This is a genomic window from Streptomyces sp. SID14515, assembly GCF_010548505.1.
GTDB lineage: Bacteria > Actinomycetota > Actinomycetes > Streptomycetales > Streptomycetaceae > Streptomyces > Streptomyces caviscabies.
In genome coordinates this window covers 1-17,995 of record NZ_JAAGMH010000044.1, presented here as the reverse complement: position 1 = coordinate 17,995, position 17,995 = coordinate 1, and the positions used below count along the sequence as shown (strand labels likewise).

13 protein-coding genes are annotated in these 17,995 nt (G+C 72.0%); 12 read left to right on the top strand and 1 reads right to left on the bottom strand.

The features are described 5' to 3' along the window. Positions 1 to 340: 340 nt before the first annotated feature. Positions 341 to 3,331 carry a beta-N-acetylglucosaminidase domain-containing protein gene (locus G3I54_RS08620; protein ID WP_164612711.1) on the top strand — a complete coding sequence of 997 codons (2,991 nt, stop codon included), beginning with the start codon at positions 341 to 343 and terminating at the stop codon, positions 3,329 to 3,331. A 54-nt stretch (positions 3,332 to 3,385) separates the two neighbouring features. Here the strand turns inward: G3I54_RS08620 and G3I54_RS08615 are convergent, their stop codons facing one another. Continuing rightward, a complete protein-coding gene (locus G3I54_RS08615) occupies positions 3,386 to 3,922 on the bottom strand; it encodes an HNH endonuclease (RefSeq protein WP_164612709.1) in 537 nt (178 codons plus the stop codon). A gap of 313 nt (positions 3,923 to 4,235) precedes the next feature. Between G3I54_RS08615 and G3I54_RS08610 the strand changes: the two genes are divergently transcribed. The 11 genes from G3I54_RS08610 to G3I54_RS08560 form a co-directional block, all read left to right on the top strand. After that, on the top strand, positions 4,236 to 5,303 hold the full coding sequence (locus G3I54_RS08610) for a mechanosensitive ion channel family protein (RefSeq protein WP_164612707.1): 1,068 nt from the start codon (positions 4,236 to 4,238) through the stop codon (positions 5,301 to 5,303). Between the two features lie 210 nt (positions 5,304 to 5,513). Further along, a complete protein-coding gene (locus G3I54_RS08605) occupies positions 5,514 to 6,737 on the top strand; it encodes an ROK family transcriptional regulator (RefSeq protein WP_164612704.1) in 1,224 nt (407 codons plus the stop codon). Positions 6,738 to 6,797: 60 nt separating this feature from the next. Continuing rightward, positions 6,798 to 8,129: an ABC transporter substrate-binding protein gene (locus G3I54_RS08600; protein WP_164612701.1), complete on the top strand. Its 1,332-nt coding sequence runs from the start codon at positions 6,798 to 6,800 to the stop codon at positions 8,127 to 8,129. A 6-nt stretch (positions 8,130 to 8,135) separates the two neighbouring features. Then, positions 8,136 to 9,077, top strand: a complete 942-nt coding sequence (locus G3I54_RS08595) for a sugar ABC transporter permease (RefSeq protein WP_164612698.1) — start codon at positions 8,136 to 8,138, stop codon at positions 9,075 to 9,077. A 3-nt stretch (positions 9,078 to 9,080) separates the two neighbouring features. Beyond that, positions 9,081 to 9,983 (top strand): carbohydrate ABC transporter permease, encoded by a 903-nt coding sequence (locus tag G3I54_RS08590; RefSeq protein WP_164612695.1) that lies wholly within the window; start codon positions 9,081 to 9,083, stop codon positions 9,981 to 9,983. A gap of 1 nt (position 9,984) precedes the next feature. Continuing rightward, positions 9,985 to 11,250 carry a 6-phospho-beta-glucosidase gene (locus G3I54_RS08585; protein ID WP_164612693.1) on the top strand — a complete coding sequence of 422 codons (1,266 nt, stop codon included), beginning with the start codon at positions 9,985 to 9,987 and terminating at the stop codon, positions 11,248 to 11,250. Next, the gene (locus tag G3I54_RS08580; protein ID WP_164612690.1) at positions 11,241 to 12,215 is read left to right on the top strand and encodes a BadF/BadG/BcrA/BcrD ATPase family protein; all 975 of its coding nucleotides are present in this window, start codon (positions 11,241 to 11,243) and stop codon (positions 12,213 to 12,215) included. Before G3I54_RS08585 ends, G3I54_RS08580 begins: the two co-directional genes overlap by 10 nt. 292 nt (positions 12,216 to 12,507) lie before the next feature. Next, positions 12,508 to 13,896 (top strand): hypothetical protein, encoded by a 1,389-nt coding sequence (locus G3I54_RS08575; RefSeq protein ID WP_164612688.1) that lies wholly within the window; start codon positions 12,508 to 12,510, stop codon positions 13,894 to 13,896. Between the two features lie 11 nt (positions 13,897 to 13,907). Next, a complete protein-coding gene (locus G3I54_RS08570) occupies positions 13,908 to 14,945 on the top strand; it encodes a glutamate ABC transporter substrate-binding protein (RefSeq protein ID WP_164612685.1) in 1,038 nt (345 codons plus the stop codon). A gap of 104 nt (positions 14,946 to 15,049) precedes the next feature. Then, a complete protein-coding gene (locus G3I54_RS08565; protein WP_164612682.1) occupies positions 15,050 to 16,411 on the top strand; it encodes a hypothetical protein in 1,362 nt (453 codons plus the stop codon). Continuing rightward, positions 16,408 to 17,995: serine/threonine protein kinase (locus G3I54_RS08560; protein WP_239144297.1), on the top strand; the 1,588-nt coding region annotated here is incomplete at its 3' end. The genes G3I54_RS08565 and G3I54_RS08560, both read left to right, overlap by 4 nt.

Here is a 17,995-nt window from a genome sequence, read left to right as displayed (position 1 = left end):
GGAGAACAGGACACAGCAGGCCTACCCAGGCCTCGCCCCGGCAGACGTGGACGTGATGCAGGCGTTATGACAACGAGCCCAACGTGCTCTGGGTCACATCCGGTTCCCCCGACTGCCACCTATGGGGCGTTTTCGGCCACTCCCGGCCGCCACACCAGCCCCACAGGGCCCGAAGGTGCCGCTATTCCCGGCAAATGCGGCACAACGGCCACGCGCATTGACACCCTTGCGCGCGGGTGGTGGGCTCGGACCCCGCCGGGGTCCATCGCCTGCGGGCCGAGGCGGTCGGCACGGCGTTCCACAGTGCCGGCAGTGGGTACGTACGGAAGGGAAGTGCGACGTGCGGATCGGGCGCAGAAGGCAGGCGACGGCCGTGGCCGCCGCCGTGATCGGCGGACTCATCGGATCCGTCTCCGTCGCTCCGGCCGCGACGGCCGCCCCCACCGATCCCGGCAGGCCCGTCGCGGGCAAGGCCGACCGCGCCGACAGCGCGCGCCCGCCGTCCGTGTGGCCCCGGCCGCAGAGCCTGAGGACCACCGGCCCCGCCGTGGAGCTGGGCTCCGAGGCCACGCTCGTCGCCGCCCCGGGCTCCGACCCGTACGCCGTCGAGCAGGCCCGCTCGCTGCTGCGCGGAGCGGGCGTCACGACGCTGCACGAGAGCCTGCCCGGCGGCGGGCCCGTGGTCCACGTCGGCGGCACGGGGGCCGGTGAGGCGCTGCGGGCGCTGCGCGCTCCCGACCGGGCCGATCTGCCCTCGGGCGGCTACCGGATCGCGGTGGGCCGGGTCGCCGGACGCGCCACCGTCGCGCTGGACGGGCTCGGCGGGGACGGCCTCTTCCACGCCGTCCAAACCCTGCGGCAACTGATCACCGGCGGATCGGTGGCCGGGGTGACCGTGCGGGACTGGCCGGGAACCGCCGTACGCGGCATGGCCGAAGGCTTCTACGGACAGCCGTGGACCCGCGAGGAGCGGCTCGCCCAGATCTCCTTCATGGGCCGCACCAAGCAGAACCGCTATCTCTACGCGGCGGGCGACGACCCCTTCCGGCTGGCGCGCTGGCGTGAGCCGTACCCGGCCGACAAGCGGGCCGACTTCCGGGCGCTGGCCGAGCGGGCGCACGCCGAGCACGTCACGCTCGGCTGGGCGCTCTCGCCCGGTCAGGCGATGTGCATGGCCTCGGACCAGGACGTCCGGGCGCTGACGAAGAAGATCGACGCCATGTGGGCGCTGGGCATCCGGGTCTTCCAGCTCCAGTTCCAGGACGTCAGCTACAGCGAGTGGCACTGCGACCTGGACGCGGAGACCTTCGGCGACGGCCCGAAGGCGGCGGCCCGCGCCCAGGCCCGGGTCGCGGGCGCGCTCGCCCGGCATCTGGAGGAACGGCACCCGGACGCGGCCCCGCTGTCCGTACTGCCGACGGAGTTCTACCAGGACGGGGCCACGGACTACCGCACCGCGCTGGCGGCCGAGCTGGACGACCGGGTGCAGGTGGCCTGGACCGGTGTCGGGGTGGTGCCGAAGAAGATCACCGGCGGTGAACTGGCCGGGGCCCGCGCCGCGTTCCGCCACCCGCTGGTGACGATGGACAACTACCCGGTCAACGACTACGCCCAGGACCGCATCTTCCTCGGCCCGTACACCGGCCGGGACCCGGCGGTGGCGAGCGGTTCCGCGGCGCTGCTGGCCAATGCGATGGAACAGCCGTCCGCCTCCCGGATCCCGCTGTTCACCGCCGCCGACTTCGCCTGGAACCCGAAGGGGTACGACCCCGGCGCGTCCTGGCGGGCGGCGATCGACGATCTGGCGGGCGGGGACGCGGGGGCCCGCGACGCGCTGCTGGCGCTGGCCGGGAACAGCGCGGGCTCGGTGCTCGGCGCGGAGGAGTCCGCCTACCTCCAGCCCCTGTTCGATGCCTTCTGGAACACCCGCGCCGACGCCTCCCGCCGCGACCGGGCGGCGGCCGACCTGCGCGCGGCGTTCTCCGTGATGCGCGCGGCCCCCGAACGGCTGAAGACCCCCGCCGACGGCCGGCTGACGGACGAGGTGCGGCCCTGGACCGAGCAGCTGGCCCGCTACGGCCGGGCCGGTGAGCTCGTGGTCGATCTGCTCCAGGCCCAGGCCGCCGGGGACGGCGCCGCCGCCTGGCGCGCCGAGCTGGCCTTGGAGCCGCTGCGCGAGGAGATCAGGGCGAGCCGGGCCACGGTCGGCAAGGGTGTGCTGGACCCGTTCCTGGACAAGGCGGCGAAGGTGTCCGCCGGGTGGAACGGCACCGACCGCGCCTCGGGCAAGGTCACGAAGGACGCCCACAGCCATACGGTCCGGCTGGACCGGCCCCGTCCGGTGGAGGCCGTCACGGCGCTCGCCGAGCCCGGCACCGCCCTCGCCGACGCGGTCGTGGAGGCCCATGTGCCCGGCGAGGGCTGGCGGGCTCTCGGGCGGCTCTCGCCGAGCGGCTTCACCCAGACCGCCGCGAAGGGGCTGCGGGCGGACGCCGTACGGGTCACCGTGCCGGAGGCCGCCCGGAGTGCCCCGCCCTCGTATCTGAGCCCCACCCTGCCTCCCGCCCCCGCCATCGTGACGTCGGCCCCGCAGGTGCGCGCCCTGGTGCCGTGGTTCGGCGACGAACCCGCCGCCACGCTCGACCTGACGCACGGCGAGACGGACGCGGAGATCGGCGGCGAGCCGCAGCGGGTCGCGGCGCGGCTGGCCGGGCGGCGTCCGGTCGAGGTGAAGGGCAAGCTCACCGCGAAGGCCCCGGAGGGCATCGAGGTGCGCGTCCCCAAGCAGACGACCGTGCCGCGCGGCTCCCGTACGGAGGTGCCCGTGGACATCACCGTCCCGGCGGACACCCCGGCGGGCGAGTACGAGGTGCCGCTGACCTTCGGCGGCCAGGAGTCCACGCTGACCGTGCGGGCCTTCCCGCGTACCGGCGGCCCGGATCTGGCGCGTACGGCGAAGGCCTCCTCGTCCGGCGACGAGACCCCGGACTTCCCGGCGGCGGCGGCCTCCGACGGCGATCCGGAGACCCGGTGGTCCTCGCCGGTGGAGGACGGGGCCTGGTGGCAGACCGAGCTGCCGAAGCCGGTGCGCCTGGGCCAGGTGGTGCTGAGCTGGCAGGACGCGTACGCCTCCCGCTACCGCATACAGGTCTCCGCCGACGGCCGCACCTGGCGCACCGCCGCGACCGTGGCGGAGGGCCGGGGCGGGCGCGAGTCGGTCCGGATGGACGAGAAGGACGCCCGGTTCATCCGGGTGCAGGGCGAGAGCCGGGCGACGGAGTACGGCTATTCGCTCTGGTCGGTGGAGGCGTACGCGGTCGCGGACGACTGACCCGTACGGCGGTACGGGCACGACGGCCCGGCCCCGTACGAGCGGGGCCCGGTCTCAGACGGACACGCCGTCGATCCGGGCCATCACGTCGTCCGCGCCGAACGGTTGCAGATACGGCAGCCAGCGCGGGTCGCGGTGTCCGGTCCCGATGATCCGCCAGGCCAGGCCGGTCGGCGGGGCGGGCTGATGGCGCAGCCGCCAGCCGAGCTCGGGCAGATGGCGGTCGGCCTTGACGTGGTTGCAGCGGCGACAGGCCGCCACCACGTTGTCCCAGGCGTGCTGCCCGCCCCGGCTGCGCGGGATGACGTGGTCGACGCTGGTCGCGGCGGCCCCGCAGTACATGCAGCGCCCGCCGTCCCGGGCGAACAGCGCCCGCCTCGTCAGGGGAACGGGCCCCCGGTAGGGGACCCGGACGAAGCGCTTGAGCCGGACCACACTGGGTGCGGGCACGGCACGGGTGGCACTGTGCAGGAAGGAGCCGGACTCCTCCAGGCAGATGGCCTTGTTTTCCAGGACGAGGACGAGCGCGCGGCGGAGCGGTACGACGCCGAGCGGCTCGTACGACGCGTTGAGAACCAGGACGTGCGGCACGGTGGATGCCTCCTTGTACGCCGGCGGCGCGTGGCTCGCGCCGGGACGATCCGATCTCAGTCTCTCCTCATGCCTGGTCGAAGCGCCACCACGTACGGGTAACGGGCCGGGAGGATTTATCTCACTCCGGGCTCCGCGTACCGCCCGGCGGTGCCGAACAGGTGTTTCACCTGGGGGCCGTCCGCGCTGTGCGATCGGCCACAGCGGAGGTGTTCCCGGTGAGACCTGTCTCTCCTCGCTCGACGGCAACGATCCACTCCCCCGGCTTCGTTACTGTTGTTGACCAGCCGTCGTCCCCGTGGAGGTCCCTCTCGTGTCCCTGTCCGCCCTCTTGGCCGCAGCCCCGTCTCCCGAGCCGGGCGGCTCGCTGGACGAAGCCGCCGAACACGCCGGGAACGCCGCGGGCTGGGTCGAGGAGAACTGGTCCACCTGGCTCAGCACCGGGTTGCGGATCCTGCTGATCGTGGCGGTCGCGATCACGCTGCGTTATCTGATCCGGCGCGCCCTGACCAACCTGATCGAGCGGATGAACCGCAGCGCCCAGGCGGTGGAAGGCACCGCGCTGGGCGGGCTGCTGGTGAACGCCGAGCGCAGACGCCAGCGCTCGGAGGCGATCGGCTCGGTGCTGCGCTCGGTGGCCTCGTTCGTGATCATGGGCACGGCCGCCCTGATGGTCCTGGGCGCCTTCAAGATCAACCTGGCGCCCCTGCTCGCCTCCGCCGGTGTCGCGGGTGTGGCGCTCGGTTTCGGCGCCCGCAACCTGGTCACGGACTTCCTCTCCGGCGTCTTCATGATCCTGGAGGACCAGTACGGGGTCGGGGACACCATCGACGCCGGGGTCGCCTCCGGCGAGGTCATCGAGGTGGGGCTGCGCGTCACCAAGCTGCGCGGCGACAACGGCGAGATCTGGTACGTCCGCAACGGCGAGGTGAAGCGGATCGGCAACCTCAGCCAGGGCTGGTCCACGGCCGGGGTCGACGTCACCGTGCGCCCCACGGAGAACCTGGAGCACGTCCGCGAGGCGATCGGCACCGCCGCGGAGACTCTGACGAAGGAAGAGCCCTGGTCGGAGCGGCTGTGGGGCCCGGTGGAGGTGCTCGGCCTGGACGCGGTCCTGCTGGACTCGATGACGGTCCGGGTCACCGCGAAGACGATGCCGGGCAAGTCGGTGGGCGTGGAGCGCGAGCTGCGCTGGCGCATCAAGCAGGCGCTGGACGACGCGGGCATCCGCATGATCGGCGCGATCCCGCTCCAGACGGAGGGCGAGTCCACGGCGGACCCGACGGCCGCGATGGCGGCCCCCTCGGCGTACGCCTCGGCGACCTCCCCGCAGTCGCTGGCGGCGACGCCGATACCGCCGCCCACGAACCTGAACAAGTAGGCCCCTTCGCTTTCCGACGCCCCCGCCCGCCCCCTGGCCCCCAGGACGGCGGCCGGGGGCGTCGTCGTGTCAGGTAACGCTTTGATTGCCGGACGGGGGGCACCCATTGACGCCCCGGTGACCTGCGCCCTACCGTCCTCTCAACCGAATAGGAAACTTTCCTAACAGAGTCACGAACGTGAGTTCCTGACAGAGGGCGGTGCATCCACGATGGCGGGAACCACTCCCGGCCCACCCGGCACACCGGGCACCCCGCGGGTGCTGCGGGCCATGAACGACCGGGCCGCCCTCGATCTGCTGCTGGAGCACGGGCCGCTCTCCCGGACCCGGATCGGGAAGCTGACCGGGCTCTCCAAGCCCACCGCGTCCCAGCTGCTGGCCCGGCTGGAGGCGGCCGGACTCGTCGTCGCCACCGGGACCAGCGAGGGGCGCCCCGGGCCCAACGCGCAGCTCTACACGGTGAACGCGCGGGCCGCCCATGTGGCCGGGCTCGATGTGAACGGGCAGCGCATCGTCGCCGCCGTCGCGGACGTGACCGGGCGGACCGTCGGGCGGTTCGAGCTGGCGACCCCGGGCCGGCGCGCCGACAGCGTGGTGCGCCAGGTCGCCGACGCGCTGGACGGGGCGGTGAAGGAGGCCGGGCTGACCCGCGCCGACGTCCACCGGATCGTCATCGGCACCCCGGGCGCCTTCGACCCGGGCACCGGGCGGCTGCGGTACGCCTCGCATCTGCCCGGCTGGCACTCCCCCACCCTGCTGGACGAGCTGGCCGCGTTCCTCCCGATGCCGGTGGAGTACGAGAACGACGTCAACCTGGTCGCCGTCGCCGAGCAGCGCCTCGGCGCGGCCCGCGGCCACGAGGACTTCGTGCTGCTGTGGAACGAGGAGGGCCTCGGCGCCGCCCTCGTCATCAACGGCCGGCTGCACCGCGGCTTCACCGGCGGCGCGGGCGAGGTCGGTTTCCTGCCGGTGCCGGGCACCCCCCTCGTACGCCAGGTGGTCAGGGCCAACAGCGGCGGCTTCCAGGAGCTGGCGGGCGCCCAGGCGGTGCCCCGGCTCGCGAAGGCGCTGGGCATCGACACCCCGCAGCAGCCGTACGCGAAGGTCGCCGCCGAACTGCTGACGCGGGCGGTCGACGCGTACGAGCGGGACGAGGCGCTCACCGAGCTGCTGCGCCAGTACGCCCAGCGGCTCGCCACCGGGCTCGCCTCCGTCACCGCCGTCCTGGACCCCGGGCTGATCGTGCTCTCCGGCGAGGCGGTCGTCGCCGGCGGCGAGATCCTGCGCTCCCTGATCCAGTCCGAGCTGGCCGAGCTCGCCGCCTCCCGGCCGCGGCTGGTGGTCGGCGAGATCGACCGTGAACCCGTTCTGCGCGGCGCCCTGGAGAGGGCGCTCGCCGACACCCGCGACGAAGTGTTCGACACCTCGCGCTGAACCGCCCCTCCCCCCCCGGTCCCTGCCGTCTGCCTCTTCCCCGCCCCTGGGAGTTTCGTCATGCGCACAAGCCGTCTCACCGCCACCGCTGTCGCCGTCGCCGCGATATCGGTGCTCGCCACCGCGTGTACCGGCCAGTCCGAGGCCGGCGCCTCCGACGACCCGAAGGCGAAGACCACGATCAACTTCTGGCACGGCTGGAGCTCGCCCGCCGAGGTGAAGGCGGTCAAGGACAACATCGACCGGTTCGAGAAGGCCCACCCGAACATCACGGTGAAGATCTCCGGCAGCATCAACGACGACAAGCTCAACCAGGCGCTGCGCGCGGGCGGTTCGAACGGGCCCGACGTGGTCTCCTCGTTCACCACCGCCAATGTCGGCAAGTTCTGCTCGTCCGGCGCCTTCGCGGACCTGAAGCCGTTCATCGAGAAGTCGAAGCTCGACCTGGAGAAGACCTTCCCGAAGGTCCTCCTCGACTACACCCAGTTCGAGGGCAAGCGCTGCGCCCTTCCGCTGCTCACCGACGCCTACGGCCTCTACTACAACAAGGACGCCTTCGAGAAGGCCGGGATCACCGCGCCGCCGAAGACGATGTCCGAACTGGCGAGTGTCGCGAAGAAGCTGACGGTGGAGAAGGGCGACGGCTACGAGCAGCTCGGCTTCATGCCGACCTTCCACGGCTACGAGACCGTCGCCGACCACTACCTGTCCTCGTGGGACCACACGTACTTCGACGAGAACGGCAAGTCCAACATCGCCAAGGACCCGGCGTTCGCGGAGATGTTCACGTACCAGAAGAAGCTCGTCGAGCAGCTCGGCGGCTACGACAAGCTGGAGAAGTACCGCGGCACCTTCGGTGACGAGTGGGGCGCCAAACACCCCTTCCACACCGGTCAGGTCGCCATGCAGCTGGACGGCGAGTGGCGGCTCGGCATGGCGGAGGACGCCGGAGCCGACTTCGAGATCGGCGTCGCGCCGATGCCCGTCGCCGACGACGAGGCCGACAGCTACGGCAAGGGCTTCCTCTCCGGCACCATCGTGGGCATCGCCCCGGCCAGCAAGAAGCAGAACGCCGCATGGGAGCTGGTCAAGTTCATGACCAGTGACACGAAGGCGGTCGTCGACTTCGCCAACGGCATCCGCAACGTGCCCTCCACCTTCGAGGCGCTGAAGTCCCCCGACCTGAAGTTCGACCCGCGGTTCAAGACCTTCCTGGACATCGCCCAGCACCCGAAGTCCAACACCCCCGACGGGGCCGTCAACGGATCGACGTACCAGCAGACGATCCAGGACTTCGGCTACCAGTACGAGAAGGGCGCGGTGAAGGACCTCCAGGCCGGTCTGGAGAAGACCGCCCGGCAGATCGACACCGACATCGCCAAGGCCAAGTAGCCTCCGATGACGACGCACACACTCCGCGCGAAGCGCCGCAGATCGGGGCTGCGCACGGCGGCCTTCATGTCGCCGTGGCTGATCGGGTTCTCGGTCTTCTTCGTCTACCCGATGATCTCGACCGTCTACTTCTCCTTCACCCGGTACGACGGTTTCGGGGCGCCGGCCTTCAACGGGCTGACGAACTGGACGTACATCTTCACCGACTACCCGATGTTCTGGCCGTCGCTGCGGAACACGCTGTGGCTGGTGCTCGTGATGGTCACCTGCCGGGTCGTCTTCGGGCTCGGCGTCGGGATGCTGATCACGAAGATCAAGACGGGCACCGGGGTCTTCCGGACCCTGTTCTACCTGCCCTATCTGGCCCCGCCGGTCGCCGCGACGCTCGCCTTCGTCTTCCTCCTCAACCCCGGCACCGGGCCCGTCAACGCGATCCTCGGCGACCTGGGGCTGCCGACGCCGGGCTGGTTCAACGACGCCACCTGGTCCAAGCCCGCGCTCACCATGCTCGCGATCTGGGGCATCGGCGACCTGATGGTCATCTTCATGGCCTCGCTGCTGGACGTGCCGACCGAGCAGTACGAGGCGGCCGAGCTGGACGGCGCGTCCTCCTGGCAGAAGTTCCGCTTCGTGACCCTGCCGAACATCTCGCCGATCGTGCTGTTCGCCGTGGTGACGGGCGTCATCCAGGCGATGCAGTACTACACCCAGCCACTCGTCGCCGGAAAGGTCGCCTCCGGGATCATCGGCGGCTCCGGCCAGTCCTTCGAACCCGGCTATCCCGACAAGTCGACACTGACGCTCCCGCAGCTCGTCTACAACCTGGGCTTCCAGCGCTTCGACTACGGCGCCGCCTGTGTCGTCGCCCTCGTCCTGTTCGCCCTGGCCATGGCCTTCACCGCGCTGCTGATGCGGGGCCGCAACAACCTGATCCAGGCCGGTGACTGAGCCATGACCCAGCTCCTCGACAAGACCGACGCACCCTCCCCGGCGACCGCCCCGCGCACGCCCGCCGCGCGCACCGCCCGCCGCAAGGAGCTGCTGCACTGGATCGCCGTGCACTCGCTCGGCATCGCCGCCGCGCTCTTCTTCGTGCTGCCGTTCGTCTTCGTGGTCCTGACCTCGCTGATGAGCGACCAGCAGGCGCTGACCCGCGACCTCACCCCGAACACCTGGGAGTGGGGCAACTACGAGCGGGTCTTCAACACCCCGGGCTTTCTGACCTGGTGGCGCAACACCCTGCTGTACGCGGGCGTCGGCACCGTCCTGACCGTGGTGTCGTCCGTCCCGGTGGCGTACGCCCTGGCGAAGTTCCGCTTCCGGGGCCGCAGGCTCTCGCTGATGCTCGTCATCTCGATGATGATGCTGCCGCCGCAGGTCGTGATCATCCCGATGTACCTGTTCTGGGCGAAGCAGCTGGACCTGTCCGGCACCCTGTGGCCGCTGATCATCCCGATGGCTTTCGGCGACGCGTTCTCCATCTTCCTGCTGCGGCAGTTCCTGCTGACCATCCCGAACGAATACCTGGACGCCGCGAAGGTCGACGGCTGCGGTGAGTTCCGTACGCTGATGAAGGTCGTCCTGCCGATGGCCAAGCCGGGCATCGCGGCCATCGCCCTCTTCCAGTTCTTCGCCGCCTGGAACGACTACTTCGGACCACAGATCTACGCTTCCGAGAACCCGGCCGCCTGGACGCTCAGTTACGGCCTCGAATCATTCAAGGGCGCACACCACACCGACTGGAACCTGACCATGGCCGCGACCGTTCTGGTCATGGCCCCCGTGATAGCCGTCTTCTTCTTTGCCCAGAAGGCATTCGTCGAGGGCGTCACACTGACCGGAGTAAAGGGCTGACATGAAGCTCGCAGTAGTGGGTGGCGGGTCCACCTACACCCCTGAACTGATCGACGGATTCGCCCGGTTGCGGGACACGCTGCCGATCGAGGAGCTGGTGCTCGTCGATCCGGCGGCCGACCGCCTGGACCTGGTCGGAGGTCTCGCCCGGCGGATCTTCGCCAAGCAGGACCACGCCGGGAAGATCACGACCACCACCGACCTGGACGCGGGCGTCGCCGACGCCGACGCGGTCCTGCTCCAGCTGCGCGTCGGCGGACAGGCCGCGCGCAACCAGGACGAGACCTGGCCGCTGGAGTGCGGCTGCATCGGCCAGGAGACCACCGGCGCCGGCGGCCTCGCCAAGGCGCTGCGCACCGTGCCGGTCGTCCTGGACATCGCCGAGCGGGTCCGCCGCGCCAACCCGGACGCCTGGATCATCGACTTCACCAACCCGGTCGGCATCGTCACCCGGGCCCTGCTCCAGGCCGGGCACAAGGCCGTCGGCCTGTGCAACGTGGCGATCGGCTTCCAGCGGAAGTTCGCCCGGCTGCTGGACGTGAACCCTTCCGAGGTGCACCTCGACCACGTCGGGCTCAACCACCTGACCTGGGAGCTGGGCGTACGCCTGGGCGGCCCGGACGGCGAGAACGTCCTGCCCAAGCTGCTCGCCGAGCACGGCGACACCATCGCCGACGACCTCCACATGGACCGGCGGATCGTGGACCGGCTCGGGGTCGTCCCCTCCTACTACCTGCGCTACTTCTACGCCCACGACGAGGTGGTCAGGGAGCTCGGCACCAAGCCGTCCCGGGCCGCCGAGGTCGCGGCGATGGAGAAGGAACTGCTCGCGATGTACGGCGATCCGACGCTGGACGAGAAGCCCGAGCTGCTCGCCAAGCGCGGCGGCGCGTTCTACTCCGAGGCCGCCGTGGACCTGGCGGCCTCCCTGCTGGGCGACGGCGGCTCGCCGGTCCAGGTGGTCAACACGTACAACAACGGGACGCTGCCGTTCCTCCCGGACGACGCGGTGATCGAGGTCCAGGCCCGGGTCGGGCACGACGGCGCGGCCCCGCTGGCCGTCCCGGCCCTGGACCCGCTGTACGCCGGTCTGATCGCGAATGTGACGGCGTACGAGGACCTCGCCCTGGAAGCCGCGCTGCGCGGCGGCCGGGACCGGGTCTTCAAGGCGCTGCTGGCCCACCCGCTGATCGGCCAGTTCGACTACGCCGAGGGCCTCACCGACCGGCTGATCGCACACAACCGGGAGCACCTCGCGTGGGCGTGAACGTGTCGGTCGTCGCCATCGACGCGGGCAACAGCAAGACCGACGTGGCACTGATCGGCGAAGACGGCACGGTGCTGTCCACGGCGCGCGGCGGCGGCTTCCAGCCGCCCGTGGTCGGGGTGGAGGCCGCGATCGACGTGCTGGCCGCCGTCCTGGAGCGGGCCGTCGCGGAGCTGCCGGTTCCGCCCGTCCTCTCCGGTCATGTCTCCGCGTGTCTGGCCAACGCCGATCTGCCGGTCGAGGAGGCCGAGTTGGCCACCGCGCTGGAGACCCGGGGGTGGGGCTCATCGGTGGAGGTGCGCAACGACACCTTCGCGATACTGCGCGCCGGGGTGGACGAGCCGCGGGGGGTCGCGGTGGTGTGCGGGGCCGGGATCAACTGCGTGGGCATGACGCCGGACGGGCGGACCGCCCGCTTCCCCGCGATCGGGCGGATATCCGGTGACTGGGGCGGCGGTTCGGGGCTCGCGGAGGAGGCGCTGTGGTTCGCCGCGCGCGCCGAGGACGGGCGCGGTGAGCCGTCCGAGCTGGCCCGTGCGCTGCCAGCGCACTTCGGGCTCGACTCGATGTACGGGCTGATCGAGGCGCTGCACCGGGGCGGCATCCCGCTGGAGCGGCGGCACGAGCTGACGCCGGTGCTGTTCGCCACGGCCGCGGGCGGCGACCCGGTGGCCCTCGCGCTGGTGGAGCGGCAGGCCGAGGAGGTGGTGGCGATGGCCTCGGTCGCGCTGGACCGGCTCGGCCTGCTGGAGGAGGAGGTTCCGGTGCTGCTGGGCGGCAGTGTGCTGGCCGCGCGCCATCCGCAGCTGAACGACCGGATCGCCGAACTCCTCGCCGCCCGCGCCCCGAAGGCCTCGGTGCGCGTCGTGTCGGAGCCGCCGGTGCTGGGCGCGGCGCTGCTGGGCCTGGACCGTACGGGCGCGGCGCCGGAGGCCCTTCGGAGGCTGCGCGCGCAGTACGCCTGAGCGCCTTCGCGGTTCGCCGTACGTCAGGGAGCGTCCCCCCGCGCGATTCGTGTGGGGGGACGCTTCTCGTTCGTTCCTCGTACGGGTGAACGGCTGGCGTGCGAGGGGCCTGAGGGAACCGATCGGGCTTCCGGAACGTGTACCTGATGGGAAGTCCGTTCGCTCAAGTCCGTTCGCTTATGGGGATGTATACGGGCACGTTGCACCGCTTGCCTTGATCGGCCGCGTCCGTCCTGATCGAATGCGGTGACCGGTGAGGGGACCCGCCGTCAGTGACCGAGGGGGAGGTCGAGTGACACACCCGCCGAGCGGCGGCACGCAGACGTCGCGCACGCCGGACCCGGTGTCCGCGCCCGTCGGCGTGCCCGCACAGCGCCGCACCACGTGGGCCGCGCAGACCGGGCGGCTGCGCGCCGTGGCGACGACCGAGCCCGGCCGGCTCCAGATCATCGGGGCCGTCCTGGCCCTGCTGGTCGTGGCGTTCGGCGCGGTGACCACGCTGGAGATCTCCTCGCGCGCCTCCGCGGCCGACGACGTGGTCAGCCGCAGTCAGCCGCTCAGCGCCGACGCGGCGGACATCTACCGCTTCCTGGCGGACGCGGACACGACGGCGGCCAGTGGGTTCCTCGCGGGCGCGCAGGAGCCCGAGGCGGTGCGCGAGCAGTATCGGAAGGACATCGAGGAGGCGGCCCGGCTGCTGGTGAAGGCGTCGGGCAGCACCGACTCCGGCAGCGCGTCCAGCCGTGAGATAGCCACCCTCAACAAGCTGCTCCCGGTCTACACGGGCCTGATCGAGCGCGCCCGCGCCAACAACCGCCAGGGCCTGCCGCTGGGCGGCGCCTATCTGCGGTACGCGAACCAGAAGATGACCGGCGAGATGCTGCCGGCCGCCGAGCGGCTGTACGCGGCGGAGTCGGGCCGGCTGGAGAGCGACTCCGCCGACGCCCGGCAGTGGCCGCTCCTGTCGCTCGGCGCGGGGATTTTGGTGCTCGGCGCCCTGGCGTGGATGCAGCGGCGCACCTACCGCCGGACGAACCGGGTGCTGAACCACGGGCTGTTGGCGGCGACGGCCGCCGCCTCGGTGGTGGTGCTCTGGATGGCCGTGGGGCACGCGGTGGCCCGGGCGGAGCTGCGGTCGGCGATGGTGCACGGCCAGGCGTCCCTGGATGTGCTCAACGACGCCCGGATCAGCTCCCTGAAGGCACGCGCCAACGAGAACCTCACCCTGGTGGCGCGCGGCGCGGTGCTGACCCCCGACGGCTCCGCCGACCAGTACGAGGCGGACTACGCCACGGGGATGAAGGCGTTGAAGGGCCAGTTGGAGAAGGCCGAGGGGCTGGCGGACGACGAGCGCGGGACCGCGCCGGTGGCCGACGCGACCGAGGGCGTGGCCGAGTGGCAGGTCCGCCACCGCGAGGCCCGTGCCACGGACGACCAGGGCGACTACGACGGCGCACTGGAGCAGATCATCGGGACCGACAAGTCCACCGGGCAGTCCTTCCAGCAGGTGGACGCCGCGCTGGAGAAGGCGCTCGCCCATGAGCAGAGCGAGTTCACCTCGGCGGCGAAGGACGGGCGCGGGGCCCTGCGGGGCCTGCCGACCGGGGCCGCGGCGCTGGCGGTCCTGGGGGCGGCCGCCGTGATCGTCGGGGTCAACCGCAGGCTCTCGGAGTACCGGTGAGAGGGGCAGCGATGAGCAGGTCGAAGGACCGGCCCGGGCGCGGCGGCCTGCGCGGCTGGGGCGGCGTGACGGGGATGGCGGCGGCCTGCGCGGTCACCGCCGCGCTCACCCTGCTGCCGCTGGCCCGCCACGGCGACGGGGCGGCCGGGGGCGACACCTCGGGCGGCGGGGCGGTGACGGCTGTCCAGACGCGGGCCGAGGAGTGCACCGAGCCGGAGGCGAGCCTGCCCCCGTCGGGCGACGACGGGCCGAACATCGACACGATCAAGCAGCGCGGCAAGCTGATCGCGGGCGTCGACCAGAACAGCTTCCGCTGGGGCTACCGCAATCCGGAGAGCCGTGAGCTCGAAGGGTTCGACATCGACCTGGTGCGGGCCATCGCCAAGGACATCCTGGGCGACCCGAACGCGGTGATCTTCCGTGCGATCCCCACCAACCAGCGCATCGCCGCCCTGGAGAACGACCGGGTCGACGTCGTCGTGCGGACGATGACGATCAACTGCAAGCGGCTGGAGCAGGTCTCCTTCTCCACCGCCTACTTCCAGGCCGGACAGCAGGTGCTCGCCCCGAAGGAGTCGGCGATCACCGGCTACGACTCCTCGCTGAAGGGCAAGCGGGTCTGCTCGGCCGAGGGCTCCACGGCGTACGAGGCGCTGGAGAAGAAGTCCTTCGGCGCGCTCTACAAGGACGACTTCGACGGCACCGAGCGCGACCCGGACCTGCTGACCGTGCCCAACCAGCTGGACTGCCTGGTGCGGCTCCAGCTCGGCGAGGTCGACGCGGTCGTCACGGACAACGCCCTGGCGGCCGGTCAGGCGGCGCAGGACCCGGCGGTGGAGCTCAAGGGGAAGGCCCCGTTCACCACGGAGTACTACGGCGTCGCGACGAAGAAGGGCGCGAACGACCTGGTGGCCCGGGTGAACAAGGTCCTCGTGGACTACCGCGCCGGCGGCGCGAACAGCCCCTGGATGACGTCCTACCAGGAGTGGCTGGCGGCCGGGCTGCCCGGCATCAAGGGGCCGCCCGCGCCCAAGTACCGCACCGACTGACCCGGCGCACCGCAGTACGCACCGGTCGCAGCGGACCGGAGCAGACCGAAGCAACCGATCCCGCCGGGCCCACCGGCCCGGCGGGGAGAGCGGAGAGGTGATCGATGGGCGTCGCGGGATCCTTCCCCAGCTTCGCGGGGAGGCCCCCCGGCCCGGTCATGGACCGGGAGGAGGCGGACCGTGCGCTGGCCCGGCTCGGTGCGGAGCACGAGGCCATCGAGACCTCGCTCCTCGCGCTCCAGGACCATGCCGGCCGCCGGCTCCTGGAGGGCGCCGAGCTGACCGGTGTCACCCGGGAGCGCTGGGCCACGACCGAGCAGTCGATCACCCTGCTGTGGGAGTACTTCGACGCGTACGCGGGGGCCCTGTCGGAGGCCCGGGAGATCCGTGCGCGGCGCCGCCATCCGAACCGGGAGGACCTCGCCGCGCTGACCGACCTGCTGCGCGGCGAGGCCGTCACCGTCGCCAACCCGACCGCCGTGCCGCCGCCTTCGGTCGCGGGTCCGGCGAGGCTCTCCGAGCGGTTCTCGCTCCAGGAGCTGGTCGCCCGGATGAACGAGCTGTACGCCAGGTCCCTGGACATGGTCGTCGCCTCCGACTCCGTCTGGTCGGCGCTGCCCGCCCGGATCGACCTGCTCGCGGCCGAGCTGCACCGGACGCGTTCGCTGGCGCACTCCGTGGGGGTGCGGCCCGGTGAGCATCCGGCCGGGGACGATCTGGCGGAGATCACCGAGGAGCTGACCACGCTGCGGGTGCAGGTGATCTCCGACCCGCTGGCGTTCTGGCTACCGGGTCCGGGCAGCGCCGCGCCCGGCGGCGGCCGCCCCGACACCTCGCGCTACGACCGGGCCGCCCGCGCCCTGGAGGACGTACGGCGGGAGATCGAGGCCGTGCTCGCGGTCCGGCAGGACGCGGAGGCCCGGCTGGTGCGGCTGCGGGACGTGCTCTCGCGGGCCGACCGCACCCTGACGGAGGCCCGGGCGGCGCGCGGCGAGGTGCTGGCGAAGATCGCCGCCTCCGAGGTGCCCGCGGTCAGCGGGCCGCCGACCGCCCTCCAGGAGCGTCTGGCGGCCGCCTCCGACCACCGCAGGCACGCCCAGTGGCACCGGCTCTCACCGCTGCTGGAGTCGCTGGAGCAGGAAGCCGAGGACGAACTGCTGCGCGCCCGCGAGTCGCTGACCTCGGTGACGGCCCCGCTGGCGGTCCGCGCGGAGCTGCGCGGCCGGCTCGACGCGTACAAGGCGAAGGTGGCCCGGCACGGTCTGGCGGAGGATCCGGTGCTGATCGAGCGGTACGACGCGGCGCGCCGGATGCTGTGGAGCGCGCCGTGCGATCTGCGCGTCGCCGAGCAGGCCGTCCTGCGCTACCAGCACGCGGTCGCGGACATGCTGACGCCCCGCCGGCCGGACGGACCGCAGGACCGGCCGGGCGCGGGCGGCGGCGAACAGCAGGGGGAGACACGATGAGTACGCAGTGCCAGCGCCCCGCGTGCGAGGGGAACTACGAGGACATGGGCGGCGGTGAGCTGTACTGCGACACCTGCGGTCTGGCGCCGGTCGTCTCGCCGACGGGCATGGTCTCCTCGCCGCCCACCGGGATCGCCGGGGGCGGCCGGGCGAGCAGCCGGGACAGCTCCTCGCAGCGCTCGGGCTCCCGTGCCTCCGCCCGGTCCTCGTCCCGTTCGTCGACCTCGCGCCGTTCGGTCTCCGGCCGGCTGTCGCGCTCGCTGTCCGGGGCGTCCACCTCGCGTTCGGTCTCGGTGCGTTCCTCGGGCTCGACGTCGGCGACCTCGGCCCGGGGCCGGCTCGGCGTCGGCCTGGTGGAGGTCCCGGACGTGCCGCGGCCCGACCCGCGCACGGCCGTGATGGAGAACCCGGAGGTGCCCGAGCGCAAGCGGTTCTGCTCCCGTTCGGACTGCGGGGCGCCGGTGGGCCGTTCGCGCGGTGAGCGGGCGGGCCGCACCGAGGGGTTCTGCACCAAGTGCGGCCACCCGTACTCCTTCGTGCCGAAGCTGACCGGCGGCGACATCGTGCACGGCCAGTACGAGGTGGTGGGCTGTCTGGCACACGGCGGGCTCGGCTGGGTGTATCTCGCGGTGGACCGGGCGGTGTCGGACCGCTGGGTGGTTCTCAAGGGCCTGCTGGACACCGGCGACCAGGACGCGATGGCCGCCGCGATCTCCGAGCGCCGCTTCCTCGCCGAGATCGAGCACTCCAACATCGTGCGGATCTACAACTTCGTCGAGCACCTGGACCAGCGGACCGGCTCGCTCGACGGCTACATCGTGATGGAGTACGTCGGCGGCAAGGCGCTCAAGGAGATCGCCAACGAGCGCCGCACCCCGGCCGGGAAGCGTGACCCGCTGCCGGTCGAGCAGGCCTGCGCGTACGGGATCGAGGCGCTGGAGGCGCTCGGTCATCTGCACAGCCGCAACCTCCTCTACTGCGACTTCAAGGTCGACAACGCGATCCAGACCGAGGACCAGCTCAAGCTGATCGACATGGGCGCGGTGCGCCGGATGGACGACGACGAGTCGGCGATCTACGGCACGGTGGGCTACCAGGCGCCCGAGGTCGCGGAGGTCGGTCCGTCGGTCGCCTCCGATCTGTACACGGTGGCCCGGACGCTGGCGGTCCTCACCTTCGACTTCCAGGGGTACACGAACGTCTTCGTGGACTCGCTGCCGGACCCGGACAACATCGAGGTGTTCCGCACCTACGAGTCGTTCTACCGGCTGCTGGTGCGGGCCACCGACCCGGACCCGGCCCGCCGGTTCGCCTCCGCCGCGGAGATGGCCGAGCAGCTGACGGGGGTGCTGCGGGAGGTCGTGGCGCTCCAGACGGGCCGGCCGCGCCCGGCCCTGTCGACGCTGTTCGGCGCGGAACTGCGCGTGATCGACACGGAGTTGTTCGCCCGGCAGACGGACGACGTCTCGCGGCTCGGCGGCCGGGACACCGGCTCCGGGCTGGGCCGGCTGCTCGGCCGCCGCAAGGGTCGCGGCCGCCCGTCGTCCGGGGTTCCGCCGCAGGGCGGCACCTGGCAGCCGCACG